Here is a 21037-nt window from a genome sequence, read left to right as displayed (position 1 = left end):
CTAAATTTATACAAACAACGAGATTTTGATTGGTCGCTGATCATGATTGCAGTGATTTAAAATTTAAAAGTGCTGAGAGGGATGCTCAAATGATTCTCAATGATGAACAAAAAATGGTTCAGGAAATGATGCGAAATTATTCGCATAATAAACTTAAACCCACAGCTGCTGAACGTGATAAAACTGCAAAATTTCCTCATCAAGAACTCAAAGAGTTGGGTGAACTGGGTGCATTAGGCATGACCGTATCTGATCAATGGGGTGGCGCAGGTTTGGACTATATTTCCTTGGTGGCGGCAATTGAAGAAATTGCCGCAGGAGATGGTGCAATTTCAACTATAGTCAGCGTACAAAATTCTTTGCCTTGTGGAATTATCCAAAAATATGGGACAGACCAACAAAAACAAGACTACTTAATACCATTGGCAACAGGTCAATGGCTTGGCTGTTTCTGTTTAACGGAACCACAGGCGGGTTCAGACGCAGGTGCTTTACTATGTAAAGCAGAACGTGATGGCGATTCGTGGGTAATTAATGGAACCAAACAATTCATTACTTCTGGACAGCATGCGCAAGTGGCGATTGTATTTGCAGTTACGGATAAATCCGCAGCAAAGAAAGGCATTTCTTGTTTTATCGTTCCAACCAATACAGAAGGTTATATCGTTTCTCGGATTGAAGATAAAATGGGACAACATTGCTCAGATACCGCAACAATTGTTTTTGAGAATTGTCGGATTCCTGCTGAGAACATATTGGGAAATGAGGGTGAAGGCTATAAAATCGCCTTGTCGAATTTAGAGTCAGGTCGCATTGGTATTGCCGCTCAATGTGTGGGAATGGCACGAGCGGCGTTGGATGCTGCGGTTGAATATGCCAATCAGCGCAAAGCTTTCGGAGTGGAGTTGGTACAACATCAGGCTGTGGCATTTCGCTTAGCCGATATGGCCACTCAAATCGAAGCAGCACGGCAGTTGATTTACCATGCCGCAAGTTTAAAAGATGCAGGTTTACCTTGTCTAAAAGAAGCATCAATGGCGAAGTTGTTTGCATCTGAAATTGCTGAAAAAGTCTGTTCAGATGCGATACAAATTCATGGTGGTTATGGCTATGTTGCTGATTTTCCAGTAGAGCGAATCTATCGAGATGTTCGCGTCAGTCAGATTTATGAAGGCGCTTCCGATATTCAACGTTTAGTTATCGCGAGAGCAGTGATTCAGTAAGTTCAATTGTAGATTAGCGCATCAAAATTCTATCTCAAGACCAGCTTCGCACTGGTCTTTTTTATTTTAAAGCCTTCCACCATGACAGCAAAAGCAGATGTTCAAAAACCGCAATACAATTGAGGTATTTGGAAATTGTGTGTGATTTCTAATCATGGTTATCTATACGCATAGGAACACATGTTGAATGATTCAACATTTTTAGAAAAGCTAGAAAGCAAAATATGGAACCGCACATCGAGATGATTTGTGCTGAAAATACAAGGATATTGCCATGAAAACATTGGAACAAGCCTATCAAGAATTCGATTATGAAAAACTCATCAATGAACAACTGGTTGGCAACCCACAGTCAATCAATGCCTATATCGAGTGCTGCGAGCGTTTTGTCGGTTTAAATAAAGTGGCTTTGATCTGGGAAGGCAAAAACGGTGAGTCTTCACAATGGACCTTTGAACAACTGGCACAAGCATCAGGAAAATTAGCCAATTATTTACAGTCGCTAGGCTTAAAAACTGGTGATTGTATTGCTGGCTTATTACCACGTACTCCAGAATTATTGATCACCATATTGGCAACTTGGCGTATCGGAGCAATTTATCAGCCCTTATTTACCGCCTTTGAATCAAAAGCGATTGAGCATCGCGTATCAACAGCCAATACCCAACTGATCATCACTAACACTGAACAACGTCCAAAATTAAACGGGATTGAACTTCCACATATTCTGACCGTTCATCCACAAGATTTTGCTACAACAAAGGATGCAGATTTTTGGCAAGAACTAGCAGGTCAATCAGCTGAATGTGCACCCGTCATGTTGAGTTTTACTGATGATTTTTTAATGATGTTTACCTCTGGAACAACAGGTTTGGCAAAATCGGTTCCAGTACCATTAAAAGCGATTTTGGCCTTTAAAGAATATATGCGTCACGCCGTCGATTTACGTGAAGATGATTCATTTTGGAACCTTGCTGATCCAGGTTGGGCATATGGTCTATATTATGGTATAGCTGGCCCATTGGGATTGGGACACAGTATTATCATGGATGAACGTGCATTTAGTGTCGACCATGCTTTGGAAATTATTCAAAAATACCAAGTCAGTAATCTTACCGGTTCACCTACAGCATTTCGTATGTTCTTTGGCTTTAAAGAAAAATTTAGTACTTCGATCAAAGCGCATTTACGAGCAGTTAGCAGTGCGGGTGAACCTTTAACACCTGAAGTAATTCACTGGTTTAATCATGACTTAAATGTCAATATTTATGACCAATATGGGCAAACAGAATTAGGTATGGTAATTGGTAACCATCATGCTTTAGCACATGCAATAAAAGTTGGCTCAGCAGGCTTTGCTAATCCTGGTCATCGTTTTGCAGTGTTAAATCAAGACAACCAAGAAGTTGAACGAGGTGAGATTGGAACGCTAGCAATTGACTTCTCACAATCGCCACTCACATGGTTTAAAGGTTATGGTGGAAATAATCGTAAATCCTTTGTTGGTCATTATTACTTAACTGGGGATACGGTTCGTTTGAATGAATTAGGTGGGGTTGATTTTATTGGTCGTGCAGACGATGTCATTACAACTTCCGGTTATCGTGTTGGGCCATTTGATGTAGAAAGTACCCTTTTGGAATGTGTTGAAGTTTTAGAATCTGCCGTGATTGGTAAACCTGATCCAGAAAGAACAGAGATCGTAAAAGCTTTTGTTGTGCTCAAGCCTCAGTTCACGGGTTGTCACCAATTGAATGCTAAATTACAAGAATATGTACGTTCTCGATTATCTAAGCACTCTTACCCACGTGAAATTGAGTTTGTTGAAAGCTTACCTAAAACATCTAGTGGCAAAATTCAACGTAATTTATTGAAGCAACAAGAAGTGGCTAAATTACAGCAAATGCAATTGCAGGCTTAATATCTTTTAAAGTTCCATGCTTTGCACCCGAAAGGGTGCTTTTTTATGCTCAGCATAAGATCTCGTATTTCTAAGGTCTTTATAACAATTTTAGTCCACTTTACCTGTGATATTTTTTGTCTAAATAATAAATGGATCAAATAGAATGATTCAAATTCACGATATTGTCATTAATAAAAATTAATCTGCTTTAAATTTCAACAAACGTTAAAAATTATGCAAAATTTAAAACCACATACACTTTGTTTAAGCCTTGCACTATTGGGCTGTTCATTTCCAAGCTATGCACAATTGATGTTTAGCCAATACATTGATGGTACAGGAAGTAGAAAAGGATTAGAAATTTATAATCCAGATGCATCAACCGTCAACCTTGCTGATTATCAAATTCAGCTATATAGCAATGGTAAAACAACTCCTACAACTGTTGATTTACAAGGAACACTTGCGACCAAAGCCAAATTTATTGTGGGCAGTACTGAATTACAGGCAGAAATTGGTAATAAATTAAATCAAGTTGCAAATGCTTTGTCATTTAATGGCGATGATGCCTTAGTCCTTGTGTATAAAGGCACAGCTGTAGATCGTTTTGGGCGGATTGGGGAAAGACCTGCAAGTGGCGGTTGGGGGACCACAATCACCAGTGCTGGAAACAGCCTAAGCAGAATAAAAAATAAAAATGATGTCAGCGCTGTAGATCCAAATAGTGCTTTTGATTTGGACAGTGAGTGGAGCAAATGGTCAGATCGTAATGCATTCAGTAGCTATTTAGGTACTGGTACAACGACACCGCCAATCACTGCAATCAGTTGTAGTACTGCTGATACTGCAATTGCAGATTTACAATCTGCGGCACAAAACCAGCAATATGTGGTTCGAGGTGTCATTACAGCGGATTATCGCTATCAAAATGGTTTTTCAGGTTTCTATATTCAAACCCCTGACAGTAAAGCTAAAGCAAATTTGAGCAATGCGATCTTTGTCTATCTCCCTGCTGCAAGCACAATCACTGGCGGTAAAGTGGGTGAAGAAGTTATTCTGAAAGGGCGTTTAACCAATTATGAAAATCAATTGCAAATTGATCAACTGAGCAGCAATATTCAAACCTGTAATAATCAAGCCGCAAGTTCGGTGAGTTCTACTCCGATTCAACTGCCATTTTCAAGTTTAACCGATGCTACAGGCAATGCACCTAAGCGCTATCAAGGCATGTTGGTGAAAATTCCTCAAACCCTAACGGTTAGCGAGAATTATGATTATGGTCGATATGGTCAATTGTCTTTAAGTTTGGGACGCTTATATATCCCAACCAATTTATATCCTGCGAAATCCAATGAAGCGGTTGCTTTAGCAAAACAAAATTTATTGTCTAAGATTATCTTGGATGATGGTTATAACAATCAAAACAGAACACCATGGTTGCCACAAACATTTAATGCGGCAAACACTTTACGTACAGGCTATCAGCTTAAAAATGTTGAAGGGATTTTGGAATACCGTTTCAATGCTTGGCGTATTCAACCGATTCAAAACAAAGCTTTGCCTGAGGTTGTAAAAGACAGCAATCTGCGGAATTTAACCGTCTTGGCAAAAGAGAGTAAACAGGTTCGTGTTGCCGCATTTAACGTCTTAAATTATGACAATTCGCCGCTAATTGGTGTTAAACCAGATCGTGGTGCAAACACCGAGACAGAATTTAATCGTCAACATGCCAAAATAGTCAGTGCGATTAAAACCATTGATGCAGATGTTTATGGCTTAATGGAAATTGCCAACAATGGTTATGGCGAAAAAAGTGCTGTGAATTATTTAACCAAAGCTTTGGGTGCAGATTGGAAATATGTTATCCCACCGAATATGGATAAGTTAGGCACTGACGTGATTGCAGTTGCGATTATTTATAATAGCAAACGTGTAAAACCTGTCGGTAATCCAGTGGTATATGATGATTTAACACAGAAAAACCGGGTCACGATGGCGCAAAGCTTCCAAGCGGTAACAGGCGGGAAAACCTTTACTGTTGTACCAAATCACTTAAAGTCTAAAGGTAGTTGTCCTGAGGATAAAACCTCACCAGAAGCAAACCAAGGTGATGGTCAAGGCTGTTGGAATCCGACTCGTGTTACTGCAGTACAAAAATTGATTCAGTGGATTGCAACAAATCCGACCAAAGCTGAAAAACCAAATTATTTATTGGTCGGGGATATGAACAGTTATGCCAAAGAAGATCCAATCTTGGCATTTGAAAAAGCCAACTACAAAATATTGTTAAATGATGAAAAAGTTGGGCAAGGTAAATCTGCATATAGCTATGTCTTTGGGGTGGCCAGTGATGCAACCGGGAATGGTGGTTCGGGTAATTTAGATCACGCAATTGCAGATGCAAACTTATACCCAATGGTTAAACGTACTTTTGCATGGCATATCAATGCTGATGAACCAACAGCATTAGACTACAATGAAGAATATAAGACTGAAGAACAAATTGCTTCTTTCTATGCGCCAGATGCTTTCCGTTCTTCTGATCACGATCCGGTTATTGTTGATTTAGATTTAAATGAATCAAGTGGTACTACAGGCGGTAACAAGAGCAGTGGAGGTAGTACGGGACTGTGGTCTTTGTTTGGACTGATGTTGCTTACAGCGACCTCAGTATTTGCACGTTCTAGAAAGAAATCCTAATACGCTGATATCCTTTTAAAGAGAAACTAGTGATCTAGTTTCTCTTTTTTTATGATTGTAGAAAAGTGAATCTGTATAACATAACAGTTTGTATAATATCGTAATTTGCATCAGCTAATTTAAGACTGAATCTCTTCATAGATGAAGTGAATGAAATTGGTAGAAATGTGTTTTATTCATCCAAATCATTCAGTTTTATCTTTCAGCGGTACCATGGCACGGATTACGGTAAAACCATGCTGAGAATGGATTTCAAAACTACCTCCAATTCTTTTTACTCGTACTTGCATACTCTGCAAACCCACATGCAAACCAGCTTGAACCTGATCTACTTCAAAGCCAATGCCATTGTCTTGAATGGTTAAAACGAGTTGTTGTCGTTCATCTTCAACCAACGAAACTTCGACATCAGTTGCATGACTATGTTTTACAATATTGGTTAAGGCTTCTTCTGCGACACGAGAAAAGGTTAAACAAATCAATGCAAGGGGTTTATGTTTCCATTTTTCTGCAAAAATCCAAGTCGATTCAATCTCCATTTCTTCGAAAATTTGTATAAAACGATGACGCAATGGCGCAACCCACATCACTGGGCTTTCTGGTATTTTTGCCCCAGCACTGCTTCCTGAGTCAATCACTTGGCGTAAGTCATTTCTTAACAGTTTAAACATAGAGATCACTTGCTGTTTTTCAATATGCTCACTGTGATCTAGTATTATCATCGAGCGAACAATTGAACCACCAAGTCCATCATGTAATTCATGAGACAGGTTTAGACGCTCTTGCAACCGCATATTATCAATTTCGAGTTGGTACTTTTTATCTAAAGATTGTTCTAAGTCAAACGTGACTTTTTCAATAGTTTCTTCGAGCGTCTGATTAAATTTTTCAATACGTCCGACATTCTGTGAAATACGATAAGCCAAAATAAATGAGATCGCTAAGCTGGTAATTGGTGCGGCCAATGGCGTCCAATAGAGCGTCTGATCTAGATGATGGATCATGCTATAAAAATCATGAACAATAATAAGTAAATAGATGAGGAAAATAAACGCAAGCAGGAGAATGTCCATCTTTCTACGTTTAAAAGCAATCCATTGAAAAAACAAGCAATTAAAAATAAATACCATGCCAGAATAGAAAAAGACAGAGGATAAGCTACGTTCTAGATAATTGATCGGTGTCAACAGTAATGCAGCAATCGCGATTGTAGAGGTCAATAAAAGTAAACGTTCTAAATACGGATAATGGCGATTGGCAAAACGCCAAGCAAATAAACAGAGGCAATAGGTATATCCAACTAAAAATACCAGATTGAGACGTGCTGTTAAGATACTGTCAGTAAAAGGAAGAGGGATGGTCGAAATAATATTATAGGCAAACAATGCCCATAAAAATGAAGTTAAACCAAACCACCCAAAGGCTTTTTCTTGGCGTCGAAATAGCCAAATGGTAAAACCTGTAGTTCCCACCACAAAAGTAATAATAATATTGATAAAAAATAAAGTTCGCCGTTCAAAAACCAACTGATCCTGTTGATTGGCGATATCTTCGGCCTGACCAAATTTAATTTTTCCTAGACCTGAATGTTGTGAAGCAACCCCTACAACACGGACTAGAATTTCATTTTGCTGGTTTTGAATAGAAGTAGCAGGAAGCACCCAATACCTTGGCATATTCCAACTTCTAGACAATGGCTCTACTAGGGATTTGTCTTTCCATAACAGTTCATTATTGCTATAGACAGCTCCTGCAATATTGATTCGTTCAATCAGTAAGGCGACAGGTTGATTTTCCTGATTGCACTGATATTGCCATTTGATTTTATACCAAGCAGCGCCTGTGTAGTTTTTCCAGCGCGTTTCCCAGTCATCTGGCAACTTGACTGTTTCCCATCCCTGTTGGGGAACCTGTTCCAGATTTGCAAGCGCTTGAGCAACTTGTATGCTTTGGATTTGAAAATGGCAGGCTGCATCTGTTGTATTGGACTGACCTGTTAAGTCAGCACCAGCAAAAGCAAAATGCTGTGTCAAACTTAGGATAAGACCGAACAACCCGATTAATTTTAGAATTAGTCGAGTAAACCTAAGTTGCGTGCTGTATCGATGGCTTTGGCTCTGTTGCATACCGCAAGTTTCCGATAAATATGTTTAATATGAGATTCAACGGTATAACGGGATAAATTGAGTTGATCTGCAATTTCCTTATTGCTTAAGCCTTGAGAAACCAGTTCTAAAATTCCCAATTCTCTTTTGGATAATACACTGTCCTGATCAGTGACTTTCTGACAGGGTGCAGTTTTATTTGAATTATTTTTTTCATTAAAGTGTAGTTGTTTTAAAATTTTTTGGGCAATAAATGGATCAATCGGCGCTCCACCACGTAAGACACTTTTGATCGAAAGAGAAACTTCTAAGTCATCTCTTTCTTTGAGCACATAGCCTGTTGCACCTGCACTTAATGCATTGAGGATCGCATCTTCAGTGCTCCATGCAGAGATCACTAAAATCATGATGGTTGGATCATAGTTTTTTAAAATCTCAATAAACTCAATTCCATTTCCATCAGGCAAGCCTAAATCAACCAATGCAAAAGAGGCTGAATGTATACTGAGTTGTTCTTTGGCTTGAGCTAAACTTTGGGCAAAACGTAAATCTGCAATTGAGTATCCTAGATTAATTAATATGTCAGTCAGTCTTTTTTGTATAAGCGGCTCATCTTCTACGATGATGACTGGAACAGGTAAACTTAACTCATTGTTCATGATGTAAAAAACTCGCCCATGTCTATTGGACTTAGTTTTTCAGATATTGATGGCTTTATCTATACCTGATAATAGGTATTTTTAGTATTTGATTCAGCGATATGGAATGAATATTCATTTTATTACAATCGCGTTTTAACGCACTTACTGAGTATCAAATGATGCCTAAAGTCAATTTATTGAGACCAAGTTAACTTTTTGAGATAAGGTTATTGAGACAAGTTAAGTAAATATTCAAATTTTAGTAGATAAAAATCACAATTTAACAGCAAAATATCGGTTATATTCGCTGAATAATGGATTATTTTTATAATGGATGTAGCTTACGATGATTAAATTCCTTAGAAATTTGGCAGTGATACAATGCATTGCAATTACCATTTTGGCTATTGTTCTTTACCTGTATTAAACGCTGATCATCACTGCCTTGAGAAAAATAAAGCTGTTTATTTTACCGCACTAAATTGAGCAACCAAGCTACAACTTGCTTCATTCATCCCTATAATTTCAACCTGAATGTTATTTTGCAGAAACTTGTTTTGTACCTGATTGAGCATACTGACAGAGGTAATATCCCAAATATGGGCATGGGTTAAATCGATAATGACATGATCAACAGATTCATTAAAATCAAAAAACTGAAAGAATTTTTCTGAACTGCTAAAGAAAATTTGCCCAAAAATTTCATATTTGCGGGTTGTGCTGTTCAATAGATGAGACTGGACACGCACTGCATTTTCTAATTTATTGACTAAGAAAAGTGCAGATAAAAGTACACCAATCAACACACCTAAAGCTAAATTATGCGTCATCAGTACAATGACCACCACCGCAAGCATCACGCTATTGCTTTGTTTGGGATGTTTTGAAAAGTTTTTGACTGAGTCCCAGTTGAATGTAGTAAAAGCCACCATAATCATAATTGCCACCAGTGCAGCCATTGGAATATAAGACAGCCATTCTTTTAAAAAGACCACTAAACACAGTAAAAAAACACCAGCAACCAAGGTCGATAAGCGAGTTCGTGCACCAGAAGACACATTGATAATCGATTGCCCAATCATGGCACAACCTGCCATACCCCCCATAAACCCACTGACCATATTGGCGATGCCTTGCCCACGGCATTCTTTATGACGATCGCCTTCCGTTTGGGTCACTTCATTAACAATCGTGGTTGTCATCATGGTTTCGAGTAAACCCACGGTGGCCAAGGTGATGGCATAAGGAAAAATAATTTTTAAGGTATCCAAGTTAAGTGGAATGTCTGGAATTAAAAACAGCGGTAAAGTGTCTGGAAATTTTCCTAAATCACTAACAGTACGCATATCTGTACCCAAAAATAAGGCAGCTAAACTCAATATAATAATGCACACCAAAGGCGAGGGAATGAGTTGACCGATTTTGGGAATGTAGGGGAAAAGATAAACCACCCCTAAGCCAAAGGCGACAAATAGATAAGCCGTCAAATCCATACGTTGTAATTCAGGAATCTGTGCCACAAAGATGAGAATAGCCAACGCATTAACAAAACCATAGACGACAGACTGTGAAACAAAGCGCATCAGTTTTGCAACTTTAAAATAGCCAGCAAGAATCTGAAGAATTCCAGTCAAAATTGTGGTGGCAAATAAATACTGTAAACCATGATCTTTGACGAGAGTAACCATCAGCAACGCCATTGCGCCTGTGGCTGCGGAAATCATTGCGGTACGTCCACCGAAGAAAGCAATGCTCACTGCAATACAAAATGATGCATACAAGCCGACTTGTGGATCTACGCCTGCAATTGCAGAAAAAGCGATTGATTCAGGAATAAGTGCTAAGCCCACGACCATTCCAGCAAGTACATCTGTACGAATATTGGAAAACCATTCCGCTTTTTTTAGACTAATCACTATAAACCTTTCATCATTCTTTAAAGATGCGTATGTTAAAACATCTCTTAGTGAAAAAGCAGTTAACTTTGACTTGAAAAAGTCTTCATTTTGTTGAATATTCAAGTTATAGCTGATTTTATAAATTTATGCTTTTTGCAATTTTATGTTTTACGACTTGAAATTGTGATCTGAGCCATTTACAACTTAAACAGTCATATAACAAGGATTAGATATGAAATTATATTATTCACCAGGTGCATGTTCTTTAGCTGCCCATATTTTACTCAACGAAATTAATGTTGATTTTGATCTAGAACGTGTTGATTTAAAAACGCATAAAACAGAAAAGGGTGCAGATTATTACGAAATCAATCCAAAAGGCTATGTACCCGCATTAGAAATCAATCCAGGTTTACTTTTGACTGAAAATGTTGCAGTACTGCCTTTTATTGCACAACACGATCCTAAACAGGATTTGATCCCACCATCAGGTTTGGGACGTGCTAAAGTTTTAGAATGGTTGGGTTATTTAAACTCAGAGTTGCATGATGAATATGCCGTCTTCTTTGACCCAGCGATCACTGAAGATGAAAAAGTACGTGGCTATGCAACCATAGATAAAATGTTGAAATATATAGATGACTATCTTGCAGAGTCTGAATACGATTATTTGGTCAATGACCGCTTTGGTCCTGCTGATGCCTACTTGTTTGTACTGACAAATTGGTCGAATTCAATTCATCATGATCTAACCCCATTTACCAATATTGTGGCATTACGCAATAAAGTCGCTGAACGTCAATCTGTACAGATTGCAATGCGTGATGAAGGTTTAATTCCTTAAGTATGCTTGAATCGATATACAAAGCACCTACGGGTGCTTTTTTATTGAATTGATTAATGTGAAATGGGCAGAAACAGGGAAGGATGTTTATTGTTGATTTTTAGTCAATAATGTTTTGCTTATTTTTGCATTTTTTGCGATAAAAATAAGCTCTATAGTTGCGCCATAAATCAAGCGTATTGGCAAAACATAGGTAAACAATGAGTAATATCTTAATCGTAAATGGTGCGAAACAGTTTGCACATTCAAATGGTGAATTAAACGACACGCTGACTGACTTGGGTGAAGCAGTACTTAGCGATTTGGGACACAGTGTAAAAGTGACACGTACCGATGCAAATTACGATGCTCAAGAAGAAGTAGAGAAATATCTCTGGGCCGATGTTGTGATTTATCAAATGCCAGGTTGGTGGATGGGTGCACCATGGACCATGAAAAAATATATTGATGATGTTTTTACCACTGGTCATGGCAGTTTATATGCCAATGATGGTCGTAGCCGTTCTGATGCTGCCAAGAAATATGGCTCAGGTGGTTTGATTCAGGGGAAAAAGTATATGTTGTCGTTAACTTGGAATGCACCCTTGCAAGCGTTTGATGATCCTGAGCAATTTTTCCATGGTGTTGGTGTAGATGGTGTGTATTTACCTTTTCATAAAGCCAATCAATTCTTAGGAATGCAAAGTTTAGAAACATTTATTGTCAATGATGTGATTAAGGCACCACAAATTGCGCAATATGAACAGGCATATCGCCAACATTTACAGCAGCTTTTTGCTTAAGCAAATTGGAATTTTGAGTATCTCATTTAAAAAATTTAAGGAGTCTAAAATGTTGACCATTGTCGCTGAAATCCGTGCATATCCAAATGGATTACACAAAGATAAAATTATCCAAGCATTTAAGAAAATTACCCCGACAGTATTACAAGAGCAAGGCTGTCATGGTTATCAGCTATTGGTCGACGCTGGTGTTGATGTAAGTTATCAAAGCAAGGATTCTGATTTGATCGTGATGCTTGAAAAATGGGAAAGTATTGAGCATCTCAATGCACACTTACAAACTGAGCATATGCAAGCGTATCAACTTGAAGTAAAAGAGCATGTTGCTGATGTTAAAATCCGTATTTTAGAACATGGATTTTAAAGCTAATTTATTGTTATAAGCTTCTTTCTCGCTTTGGGAGAAGGCTAAGGTGAGGGATTCTTTTATGTTGAATTATTGTTTTTAAAAAATAATTTATAAAAGACATCCATCATTGAACATAACGCTCAAAGTTGATTTGCTCGAGTTTGGGCAAAGGTGCTTTCTTTAATTTTGACCAGGATATCTTTGGTGTATTTTTGCGATCAAGTTCTTGCGTACTGGTGACATTTTTGATTTTCCCTGTTAAAAAATTAGTACTTTCAGTTCGACTGTCACCTGATGGTATATCGAAATAATGTAAATCATAGCCGATCAGATCGAATAATGGGTTTTGATAGCGGAAAGTATAAATATTATTAAAGACCTCCCATGAATTACAACGAAACGAGTAATTTAATGTGATCTTAAGTTGTCCATTCTGGATGATTGGTGAATTGTCTACAATCAATGGATCGATAAGGCAAGGGCGTTCATTGTTGCTTTCTCTAGGGAGTGAAGAATTACTGGTGATAAGGCGGTAAGTTTGAGCGTCTTTAAATAGAACTAATAATTTTCGCTCATTTTGGTTAAGTAGAAGATTTGCTGGCTTTTTATGATTGAATTTATTTTTAACAATATTTATGGGATCCGTATTTTCAATAATCAGTACCATATCCGCTTGTTGATCACCATTTAAGTCACCTTGAACTTTGCTTAGTATTTTCCAATCTTTAGGAATGAAAGCTTGAACATCAGCTTCAGTATCGGTTTCTGCCCATACTAAACTTGAGCAGACTGTTAATGTAAAAAATAGAAGTAATAGATTGTTATTTTTCATGGTTTTCTTCCAATTCACTGAATCGTAAATTTGTTGTTAAATTTACGCCTATTTTTAGGCATCTCTCCAAGCTATCACTTTTGATTACCTTGTCTTAGCTAATTTTTTATGGCAAATATCGAGTCCTCTTCGACACCTTTATTCTCAGAATAATATGGCATATTTATGAATCGTTGGTAGATACGAAACGTGTTTTATTCAAACTCGCCGTAGTCTTTAAAATTGATCTGCTCAAGTTTAAGTGAATAACTGTTCTTTAATCTTGACCAAGAAACTTGCTTAGCTTGATCCTGATTTTCAAACTCACCACCACCTGTAGTGTTTTTAATTTTACCTGTTAGAAAATTGATACTTTTCGCACTGGTTTCACCAGATGCACGATGGAAGTAATCTGTATCGTAACCAATCAGCTTAAAAGACTGGTTTTGATAACGGAAAGTAAAAGCATTGTTATAGACAGACCATGAACCACAACTGAGCCAATAATGTAAATTAATTTTAACTAATCCATTTTTGATGGTGAGTGGATCGCCTTCACCTAGAGGGTCAGCAAGACAAGGTGATTCTTGATCACCTTCGGTGGGTAGAGTGGAATTACTTGCAACAAGACGATAGCCTTGAGGGGCTTTAAATAAAATTAATAACTTTCGATTGTTTAAATTCAGCTGAGGATTACCTAATCCCTCATTTGTCACAATATTTTTTGGATCTGTATTTTCAATAATTAAAGCAAGATCTGCTTGTTGATCTCCATTTAAATCATCTTGTACTTTACTCAGCACTTTCCAGTTTTTAGGGATAAATGATTGATAGTCAGCTTTGGTGTTGGTGTCTGCCCAAACCAAAGCTGAGCATGTTGTTAATGTACAAAATAAAAGTAATTCAGTTTTGTTTTTCATTATTTTTCTCCAATAAATTGAACGCTAAAGTTATAAATAAATTGTTCGTTATCCCAAGGAATATTCTCCAAGGTATAGCTTGTCGAGGTTCTCAGTGTTTTCCAAACAATTTTGGCTGGCGTTTCAACTTCTGCAAAGATATTTGGAGTAGTGGTCACTTTGGCTTTGTTGCTTAGAAAGTTAAGGCTGGTTTCTTTTTGTTTGCCACTAATTTTATCTAAATCATAAGCATCAAATCCAATCAGGTGGAATTGATTGTTTTTTAGTTTAAACCCATAGGTATACATCAATCCATACGTATTGCTACAGGATGACATGGTATTGAATAACACATCTAAGCGTTGATTTTTTATCGTCAATGAGGAGTCATCTAGAGCATCTTCGATACAGAGTTCTTCTGAACGATAGGTCCAGTTAGGAATTTGTCGACTTAGCTTAAGTTGTAATTGTTGGCCTTTTTGAAAAAGCACTAAAAGCTTTCGATTGTGCTGATTTTCATTTTTAGGTTGGATGATGAGGGCAATATCCTTTTTACCATCTTGATTCAAATCACCTTCTGCTTGAGCAAGAATTTCCCAATTGTTTGGGACAAATTTTTGTAATGAGGTAGAAGGCTGATTTGCAAAGCTTAGCGATGAATAAGCGCTCAGGAGCAGGGCGGTATTTATTATTTTATTCATGATCTTTCTCAATGAATTTATCAAGATATTTTGAGCCTAAAAGGACTTCGGAAAATCCTTTTAGGCAATTCAAACGATTATTTAAAGAAATAACCTGTTTCTGGTGAACTCGCATTTGCCATTCGTTTACGTGGCATACGACCCGCCAAATAGGCTTCACGTCCAGCTTCAACCGCTTTTTTCATTGCTGACGCCATTAAAATTGGATGATGTGCAGCGGCAATCGCGGTATTCATCAATACGCCATCGCAACCTAATTCCATTGCAATTGCGGCATCGCTTGCAGTACCTACACCAGCATCAACCAAAACTGGCACTTTGGCATTTTCTTTAATAATTGAAATAGTATGCGGATTTAAAATGCCTAGGCCAGAACCAATTAAGCTACCTAAAGGCATGATCGCAACACAACCCATGCTTTCAAGTTCTTGAGCCACAATAGGGTCATCCGATGTATACACCATCACTTCAAAACCATCTTCAATCAATGTGCGAGCAGCATCAAGTGTCGCTGTTACATTTGGATAAAGGGTTTTCTCATCACCTAATACTTCCAATTTGACCAGGTTATGCCCATCTAAAAGTTCACGTGCAAGCATACAGGTACGTACTGCGCTATTGGCGTCAAAACAACCCGCTGTGTTCGGTAAGATGGTGTATTTTTCAGGTGGAAGGATTGACAGTAAGTTGGGCTGATCTGGATTTTGCCCAATGTTTACTCGGCGAATCGCCACTGTCACAATTTCAGCGCCACTGGCTTGAATTGCTAAATCAGTTTCTTGCATGTCTTTGTATTTACCCGTACCCACGAGAAGACGAGATTGAAAAGTACGAGAACCGATAATAAGAGGGGAGTTTTCAGTAGGAAAATCTAGCATGGGAGAGCTCCAAATTAGCCGCCACCGACAGCGTGAATGATTTCAATACGGTCTTTTTCAGCAATAGGGGTAAGTTCAAGTTTACTTTTGGAAATGATCATTTCATTCATTTCTACGGCAAAGCGTTTACCTTCGAGTGAAAGTTCCTGAACCAGTTGTAAAAGATTTTGGCAAGCGGTTTCTTGAGGCTCACCATTTAAGAAAATTTGCATATACATTCCATTCGATTGCGCAAATTGTGATGTCTAAAATCAAAATAATTTTATTTAGCGTATTTCAATGCATTCCATGCAAGGACCAGCCAACCTGCAATCATCAGTGCTCCACCAATGGGTGTAATTGCACCTAAACCTCGTGGTAAACCCAGTGCCATGACATAAAGCGAACCGCAGAAAAATAAAATACCGATTTGGATGAGTAAGAAGCTGGCTTTGATTGGAAGTTGTGGGATGACTTTACTGAGAATAGCCAGTGCCAATAGGCCCAGTGCGTGGTAGAAAAAATAATCAGTTGCTGTTTGCCACCATGCCAACTGAGCTTCAGTTGCGTGAGCTTTTAAACCATGTGCGCCAAATGCACCTAAGATTACTGCAAGCGCTAAATTCAGTGCTGAAATTGCAATCCACATAAGCCAGTCATCTGCATAAATTTGCGCATAACATTAACACAATTTCGAAGCGGGATTAAAGGCAAAATCTATTAAGAATAAAGATTTGACAAAAATATCAGGCAAAATAAAAGGGCATGTCGCCCTTTTATTGAAAATATAAATTATTGGTCTGGTATGCAGACCGTTTTGAAGATTTAGTTGGATGACATGGCAACTTTGATTTTGTCCATGGCATTTTTTTCTAACTGACGAATACGTTCAGCAGAGACATTGTACTCTGCAGCCAGTTCATGCAAGGTCGATTTATCATCATCTAACCAACGGCGCTGTAAGATGTTGCGTGAGCGATCATCCAACTGTTCCATAGCATTATGCAAAGCTGAAGTACTTTGTTCTTCGTAATCTTCTTCTTCGACTAAACGAGCAGGGTCATAGCGGTTATCTTCGAGATAAAGCGCTGGTGCAACATGAGTTGAACCTTCATCATCGTCATCACCTTGAGCTTCAAAAGCCGCATCATAAGCGGTTAAACGACCTTCCATTTCCAAGACTTGTTCTGCTGTTACATTTAAGTCATTGGCAATTGATTGTGCTTCTTCAAGCGTGAGTTTTTTACTTGATTTTTTTAGGCTACGTAAGTTAAAAAACAATTTACGTTGCGCTTTAGTGGTCGCAATTTTGACAATACGCCAATTGCGAATCACATATTCATGAATTTCAGCCTTAATCCAGTGCACAGCAAAAGACACCAAACGTACGCCCATATTTGGGTCAAAGCGTTTAACTGCTTTCATTAAACCGAGATTACCTTCTTGAATTAAATCACCTTGTGGCAAACCATAGCCCGCATAACTGCGCGCAATATGCACCACAAAACGTAAGTGAGACATCACTAACATTTTCGCAGCATCTAAATCTTGATCGTAAAAATAGCGATCAGCTAACTCTTTTTCTTGTTCAGCTGTCAAGATTGGAATCTGATTTACGGTGCTGATATAAGCACCTAAGTTAACACCTGGTGCAGATAAGGACAGGGGCATCAACTGATTGCTGCTGTCACTCATGGGTTCTCCTTATAGGAATTTCGTTGTATAGCTAATGCATTCATCTTAATTCGAATATTGTACATAAGTAAGGAAATTTGGGTATCGAAATGTAAAAATATATGCAAATTTGCAAAAAATAATTTGAATTGAAAATAATTAAGATTCAATTAAGTAATGAAATTCATGCTCTGATCGTTTAGTCAATTGGCAGGAAATCTTGTTGATCTCGCAATAACGCGTAATATCAATTTCACTGTGTGGATCAGAGGACATTAAAAGAAATATTTGATGAGGCAATGCTCTTTTTAATTCACGCTTTAACATTAATAGAGGCATTGGACAGGGTTTACCCATACAATTTATTTCAATCGCTGTCTGACCTAAAGGTTCATTCATTTTTTGGCAAGGTAACAACAGGGTTATGGAACACATATTTTACCAAGTTTATTGAAACACCCCAACAAAAATTGGAATATTCTTCAACAAATAAAAAATAATCGTGAAGCTGTTTAAAAAACACGCTTGATATCGAAAATAATTATCAAAAAAAATTCTATTAATTGTCATAAACCCATGTTAAGCTCGTTGCGTATTTAGGATTTATCAGAAACAATTCTTGTTTTGAAACCCTATTACAAGATGGATGTAACCGGGATTTTGTTAATAGTTTTACAGAATGATTACAAGCTTTGAAATTAGAAAATATTTTAAAACTTTGTTTGCTCTGCTGTTTGCAACACCGGGTGGTCCCTTTTTCTTAATAACTGAGGATTAACTTATGACAGCTCGTGAACAAGGCGTAGTTAAATGGTTCAACGACACTAAAGGCTTCGGCTTTATCCAACGCGCAGGCGGTGATGACGTATTCGTTCATTTCCGTGCTATTCAAGGTGACGGTCATCGTTCACTTCGTGACGGTCAACGCGTTGAATTCAGTGTTGTGCAAGGTCAAAAAGGTTTTCAAGCTGAAGAAGTTCAGCCTTTAGACTAATCTTAAATTTTTAAAATTTAAGTGGCGCTCCAATTTCTTATAAATTGGGGCGTTTTTTGTTTATAATGGGCGCAATTAAAAGTGTCTACAGTTAGAGCTCGTATTTATGTCATCAGGTTTCGAAACCCTTAATTTACATCCGCAACTTAAACAAGCGATTGATGCTTTAGGGTTTAAAGAAATGACCCCAATTCAGCAAAAAGTATTGAAATATACTTTAGCAGGTCATGATGCAATTGGTCGTGCTCAAACCGGCACAGGTAAAACAGCGGCATTTTTAGTCAGTATTATTAATGATTTGCTCACAAACCCAATTAAAGAACAACGTTTCCGTGGTGAACCACGTGCATTGATTCTTGCCCCAACACGTGAACTTGCAATTCAAATTGAAAATGATGCAAAAGATTTGGTCAAATATACCAATCTAAATGTCGTGACTTTGGTTGGCGGCGTTGATTTTGATAAGCAAAGAAAACAACTGGATCAAGGTTTTGTTGATATTTTAGTGGCAACTCCTGGTCGTTTAATTGATTTCACAGAACAAAAAGAAGTTTGGTTAGATCAAATTGAATTTTTGGTGATTGATGAAGCTGACCGTTTATTAGACATGGGCTTTATCCCTTCAGTTAAACGGATTGTGCGTTTTTCGCCACGTAAAGAGCAACGTCAAACCTTAATGTTCTCGGCAACATTTAGCTATGATGTTCTCAATCTTGCCCAACAATGGTTATGTGAGCCAGTTACAGTCGAAATCGAACCAGAAAAGAAAACCAATGCTGATGTTGAGCAACGTGTATATGTGGTCGAAAAGAAAGATAAATATCGCTTATTGCGCGAAATTTTGGCAGATGAACCCATTGAAAAAGTGATGATCTTTGCCAATCGCCGTGATCAAGTACGTAAACTTTATGATCATTTAAAAGCAGATGGTTATAAGGTGGTGATGCTATCTGGTGAAATAGCGCAAGATAAACGTTTGAAAATGTTAGATCAATTTAAAAATGGTCAACATAATATTATGATCGCAACGGATGTTGCTGGCCGTGGTATTCATGTTGATGGCGTATCTCATGTGGTGAATTTCACTTTACCTGAACAGTCAGATGATTATGTACATCGTATTGGTCGTACAGGTCGTGCAGGTACACAGGGTGTAAGTATTAGTTTCTTGTCTGAAGATGATGCATTTAATTTACCGACTATTGAGAAAGCGATTGGGCAAAAATTGCCTTTAACGCGACTAGATGGTTATTGCTAAGTTTTTTGTTTCTTTATCGAATTGTGTTTAAAAAAACCCACTTATTTAAAGTGGGTTTTTTATTGGCTATTTTAGTTTAGACGGCTAAACGGATTAACTTGCTTTACAGCTAAAGGTCAGTGTAGTTTGATAGTCAGTATCTTTTTCAATACCGTAGTTTTTGCCCATTACTGAACCTAATACGCCTGCTGCTGCCGTGATCATTTTTCCAGTCTGTTCATCGACGACACCTTTTAAACTGCCATGATATTCAGTTTTTTCATCCACTAACACCGGTGCACCTTTTTTACCGCAAGCCTTGTTTGCTGCAGTAATGGCATTATTTTTTGCGGTAATTTGGTCTTTACCTAAGCCAGTGACTTCATACTGGTTATCTGCTTTTTGAATCGCTAAAGTTTGTGTTGGATTTGATGCACACGCAGTGAAGAGTAACGCTGAACTAGCAAGTAAAGTGATCGTTGTTAATTTATTCATATTGATTCTCAAATTCCTGTACTAAAAATTAAAAAGATACTGCTTTTAAATTAGTTATAATTTGAGCATAGAATGTGGGCTAAATATTGAGAAACATGTATAAATTTTGCAGTTTTTTTTTAAGTTTATTGATGATTTGGCTTTATTTTCGAAGCCAAAGGGTATTGAAGGCATTTTTTGCGAGCAATCATGCTCATTGATAACCTAACAATAAGTTGTATGCAATATTGACAGATGCCAAGTAAATTTTGTCGGAGATAGCTTAATGATTTTAGATTATGCTAATCTTGAAACAAGTGAAATTAACCAGATAATAGATAGGTCAATGTCAGATTTAAACTTCAAAGCAGTACATGACAATATTCATCAACGTCAATCGATTGGTCATTTGGTTGAACCTGCACCTTCACACGCACAACTGAATATTGCATTTAAAGCCGCTTTAACAGCACCTGATCATCATCGTTTAAAACCCACACAATTTATTGTCGTGGATGTTGAGCAACGTGAAGCATTTGGTGCATTACTGGCACAATCTATTGCTGACTTAGGTGAATTAGATCCAGCCCAAGTTGAACGGGTAAAACTTCATCCTTTTAGAGCGCCTATTTTGGTGCTTGCCGTGACTAAATTTCAGGATCACCCTAAAGTGCCTTTTTTTGAACAAACGCTGAGTTCAGGGGCTGCAATTGAAAACTTTTTATTGTCGATGCAGGCACAAGGTTTCGCAACTATGTGGCGGAGTGGGGCTGTGGTCGAATCTAAATTATTAAAATCAGCACTGGGTTTAGCTGAACGAGATTTAATTTCTGGCATTATTTATGTTGGTACAGCGGCAAAAACGATTGCCCCGCGTGCAGAGGTTGAAACAACACAATATGTTCATTTTTGGCAAGCTTGAGTCAAAAAGTTATTGATATTTTC

General features: G+C 37.8%; 21 protein-coding genes. 9 read left to right on the top strand and 12 right to left on the bottom strand.

From position 1 onward, the window contains the following. Positions 1-89 precede the first annotated feature (89 nt). The 3 genes from AC07U8_RS12685 (at position 90) to AC07U8_RS12675 (ending at position 5826) form a co-directional block, all read left to right on the top strand. Positions 90-1223 carry an acyl-CoA dehydrogenase family protein gene (locus tag AC07U8_RS12685; protein WP_494737987.1) on the top strand — a complete coding sequence of 378 codons (1134 nt, stop codon included), beginning with the start codon at positions 90-92 and terminating at the stop codon, positions 1221-1223. A 274-nt stretch (positions 1224-1497) separates the two neighbouring features. Then, complete coding sequence (locus AC07U8_RS12680; protein WP_494737986.1) at positions 1498-3144, top strand: AMP-binding protein; 1647 nt, start codon at positions 1498-1500, stop codon at positions 3142-3144. A gap of 216 nt (positions 3145-3360) precedes the next feature. Continuing rightward, positions 3361-5826, top strand: a complete 2466-nt coding sequence (locus AC07U8_RS12675; protein WP_494737985.1) for an ExeM/NucH family extracellular endonuclease — start codon at positions 3361-3363, stop codon at positions 5824-5826. A gap of 185 nt (positions 5827-6011) precedes the next feature. Here the strand turns inward: AC07U8_RS12675 and AC07U8_RS12670 are convergent, their stop codons facing one another. The 3 genes from AC07U8_RS12670 to AC07U8_RS12660 all read right to left on the bottom strand — a co-directional run bounded on the left by AC07U8_RS12670 (position 6012) and on the right by AC07U8_RS12660 (position 10488). Beyond that, positions 6012-7952: a sensor histidine kinase gene (locus tag AC07U8_RS12670; RefSeq protein WP_494737984.1), complete on the bottom strand. Its 1941-nt coding sequence runs from the start codon at positions 7950-7952 to the stop codon at positions 6012-6014. Further along, positions 7898-8590 (bottom strand): LuxR C-terminal-related transcriptional regulator, encoded by a 693-nt coding sequence (locus AC07U8_RS12665; protein ID WP_096735528.1) that lies wholly within the window; start codon positions 8588-8590, stop codon positions 7898-7900. Before AC07U8_RS12665 ends, AC07U8_RS12670 begins: the two co-directional genes overlap by 55 nt. Positions 8591-9036: 446 nt before the next feature. Next, entirely contained in the window at positions 9037-10488 is a 1452-nt protein-coding gene (locus tag AC07U8_RS12660; protein ID WP_494737983.1) for a SulP family inorganic anion transporter, read from the bottom strand. 214 nt (positions 10489-10702) lie between these two features. Between AC07U8_RS12660 and AC07U8_RS12655 the strand changes: the two genes are divergently transcribed. The 3 genes from AC07U8_RS12655 to AC07U8_RS12645 all read left to right on the top strand — a co-directional run bounded on the left by AC07U8_RS12655 (position 10703) and on the right by AC07U8_RS12645 (position 12460). After that, complete coding sequence (locus AC07U8_RS12655; protein ID WP_004719407.1) at positions 10703-11314, top strand: glutathione binding-like protein; 612 nt, start codon at positions 10703-10705, stop codon at positions 11312-11314. A gap of 200 nt (positions 11315-11514) precedes the next feature. Continuing rightward, positions 11515-12096 (top strand): NAD(P)H-dependent oxidoreductase, encoded by a 582-nt coding sequence (locus AC07U8_RS12650; RefSeq protein ID WP_151801503.1) that lies wholly within the window; start codon positions 11515-11517, stop codon positions 12094-12096. A gap of 49 nt (positions 12097-12145) precedes the next feature. Continuing rightward, positions 12146-12460, top strand: coding sequence for a putative quinol monooxygenase (locus tag AC07U8_RS12645; RefSeq protein WP_096734404.1), 315 nt, complete (start codon positions 12146-12148; stop codon positions 12458-12460). Between the two features lie 109 nt (positions 12461-12569). Here AC07U8_RS12645 and AC07U8_RS12640 read toward each other — a convergent pair whose 3' ends face one another. The 8 genes from AC07U8_RS12640 to AC07U8_RS12605 form a co-directional block, all read right to left on the bottom strand. Beyond that, a complete protein-coding gene (locus tag AC07U8_RS12640) occupies positions 12570-13277 on the bottom strand; it encodes a hypothetical protein (RefSeq protein WP_494737982.1) in 708 nt (235 codons plus the stop codon). A 194-nt stretch (positions 13278-13471) separates the two neighbouring features. After that, entirely contained in the window at positions 13472-14176 is a 705-nt protein-coding gene (locus AC07U8_RS12635) for a hypothetical protein (protein WP_494737981.1), read from the bottom strand. Further along, complete coding sequence (locus tag AC07U8_RS12630; protein WP_494737980.1) at positions 14176-14856, bottom strand: hypothetical protein; 681 nt, start codon at positions 14854-14856, stop codon at positions 14176-14178. The genes AC07U8_RS12635 and AC07U8_RS12630 overlap by 1 nt, the downstream gene beginning before the upstream one ends. A 77-nt stretch (positions 14857-14933) precedes the next feature. Further along, positions 14934-15734, bottom strand: coding sequence for a thiazole synthase (locus AC07U8_RS12625; RefSeq protein ID WP_004719418.1), 801 nt, complete (start codon positions 15732-15734; stop codon positions 14934-14936). A 14-nt stretch (positions 15735-15748) separates the two neighbouring features. Beyond that, positions 15749-15946 (bottom strand): sulfur carrier protein ThiS, encoded by a 198-nt coding sequence (gene thiS / locus AC07U8_RS12620; RefSeq protein WP_004719420.1) that lies wholly within the window; start codon positions 15944-15946, stop codon positions 15749-15751. Positions 15947-15996: 50 nt separating this feature from the next. Next, positions 15997-16362 carry a DUF423 domain-containing protein gene (locus AC07U8_RS12615; RefSeq protein WP_004719421.1) on the bottom strand — a complete coding sequence of 122 codons (366 nt, stop codon included), beginning with the start codon at positions 16360-16362 and terminating at the stop codon, positions 15997-15999. Positions 16363-16538: 176 nt separating this feature from the next. After that, positions 16539-17408, bottom strand: coding sequence for an RNA polymerase sigma factor RpoH (gene rpoH, locus AC07U8_RS12610; RefSeq protein ID WP_004719424.1), 870 nt, complete (start codon positions 17406-17408; stop codon positions 16539-16541). Positions 17409-17546: 138 nt separating this feature from the next. After that, a complete protein-coding gene (locus AC07U8_RS12605) occupies positions 17547-17786 on the bottom strand; it encodes a sulfurtransferase TusA family protein (protein ID WP_004822372.1) in 240 nt (79 codons plus the stop codon). Positions 17787-18168: 382 nt separating this feature from the next. On the opposite strand from AC07U8_RS12605, the gene AC07U8_RS12600 reads away from it, so the two are divergent. Next, complete coding sequence (locus tag AC07U8_RS12600; protein WP_004822370.1) at positions 18169-18381, top strand: cold-shock protein; 213 nt, start codon at positions 18169-18171, stop codon at positions 18379-18381. 106 nt (positions 18382-18487) lie between these two features. After that, positions 18488-19639, top strand: coding sequence for an ATP-dependent RNA helicase RhlB (rhlB, locus tag AC07U8_RS12595; protein ID WP_004719428.1), 1152 nt, complete (start codon positions 18488-18490; stop codon positions 19637-19639). A 93-nt stretch (positions 19640-19732) separates the two neighbouring features. Here rhlB and AC07U8_RS12590 read toward each other — a convergent pair whose 3' ends face one another. Continuing rightward, positions 19733-20113, bottom strand: a complete 381-nt coding sequence (locus AC07U8_RS12590) for a hypothetical protein (RefSeq protein ID WP_004719430.1) — start codon at positions 20111-20113, stop codon at positions 19733-19735. Positions 20114-20438: 325 nt separating this feature from the next. On the opposite strand from AC07U8_RS12590, the gene AC07U8_RS12585 reads away from it, so the two are divergent. Continuing rightward, a complete protein-coding gene (locus tag AC07U8_RS12585) occupies positions 20439-21014 on the top strand; it encodes a nitroreductase family protein (protein ID WP_494737979.1) in 576 nt (191 codons plus the stop codon). Positions 21015-21037 lie beyond the last annotated feature (23 nt).

Source organism: Acinetobacter sp. GW821-FHT01E09, assembly GCF_059422385.1.
Note: the sequence above shows the minus strand (reverse complement) of the source record. Positions and strands in the feature narration are given on the sequence as shown.

Coding starts and splice junctions, on each gene's coding strand:
- AC07U8_RS12685 (WP_494737987.1), top strand. CDS start 90: ATGATTCTCAATGATGAACAAAAAATGGTTCAGGAAATGATGCGAAAT.
- AC07U8_RS12680 (WP_494737986.1), top strand. CDS start 1,498: ATGAAAACATTGGAACAAGCCTATCAAGAATTCGATTATGAAAAACTC.
- AC07U8_RS12675 (WP_494737985.1), top strand. CDS start 3,361: ATGCAAAATTTAAAACCACATACACTTTGTTTAAGCCTTGCACTATTG.
- AC07U8_RS12670 (WP_494737984.1), bottom strand. CDS start 7,952: ATGCAACAGAGCCAAAGCCATCGATACAGCACGCAACTTAGGTTTACT.
- AC07U8_RS12665 (WP_096735528.1), bottom strand. CDS start 8,590: ATGAACAATGAGTTAAGTTTACCTGTTCCAGTCATCATCGTAGAAGAT.
- AC07U8_RS12655 (WP_004719407.1), top strand. CDS start 10,703: ATGAAATTATATTATTCACCAGGTGCATGTTCTTTAGCTGCCCATATT.
- AC07U8_RS12650 (WP_151801503.1), top strand. CDS start 11,515: ATGAGTAATATCTTAATCGTAAATGGTGCGAAACAGTTTGCACATTCA.
- AC07U8_RS12645 (WP_096734404.1), top strand. CDS start 12,146: ATGTTGACCATTGTCGCTGAAATCCGTGCATATCCAAATGGATTACAC.
- AC07U8_RS12640 (WP_494737982.1), bottom strand. CDS start 13,277: ATGAAAAATAACAATCTATTACTTCTATTTTTTACATTAACAGTCTGC.
- AC07U8_RS12635 (WP_494737981.1), bottom strand. CDS start 14,176: ATGAAAAACAAAACTGAATTACTTTTATTTTGTACATTAACAACATGC.
- AC07U8_RS12630 (WP_494737980.1), bottom strand. CDS start 14,856: ATGAATAAAATAATAAATACCGCCCTGCTCCTGAGCGCTTATTCATCG.
- AC07U8_RS12625 (WP_004719418.1), bottom strand. CDS start 15,734: ATGCTAGATTTTCCTACTGAAAACTCCCCTCTTATTATCGGTTCTCGT.
- thiS (WP_004719420.1), bottom strand. CDS start 15,946: ATGCAAATTTTCTTAAATGGTGAGCCTCAAGAAACCGCTTGCCAAAAT.
- AC07U8_RS12615 (WP_004719421.1), bottom strand. CDS start 16,362: ATGTGGATTGCAATTTCAGCACTGAATTTAGCGCTTGCAGTAATCTTA.
- rpoH (WP_004719424.1), bottom strand. CDS start 17,408: ATGAGTGACAGCAGCAATCAGTTGATGCCCCTGTCCTTATCTGCACCA.
- AC07U8_RS12605 (WP_004822372.1), bottom strand. CDS start 17,786: ATGAATGAACCTTTAGGTCAGACAGCGATTGAAATAAATTGTATGGGT.
- AC07U8_RS12600 (WP_004822370.1), top strand. CDS start 18,169: ATGACAGCTCGTGAACAAGGCGTAGTTAAATGGTTCAACGACACTAAA.
- rhlB (WP_004719428.1), top strand. CDS start 18,488: ATGTCATCAGGTTTCGAAACCCTTAATTTACATCCGCAACTTAAACAA.
- AC07U8_RS12590 (WP_004719430.1), bottom strand. CDS start 20,113: ATGAATAAATTAACAACGATCACTTTACTTGCTAGTTCAGCGTTACTC.
- AC07U8_RS12585 (WP_494737979.1), top strand. CDS start 20,439: ATGTCAGATTTAAACTTCAAAGCAGTACATGACAATATTCATCAACGT.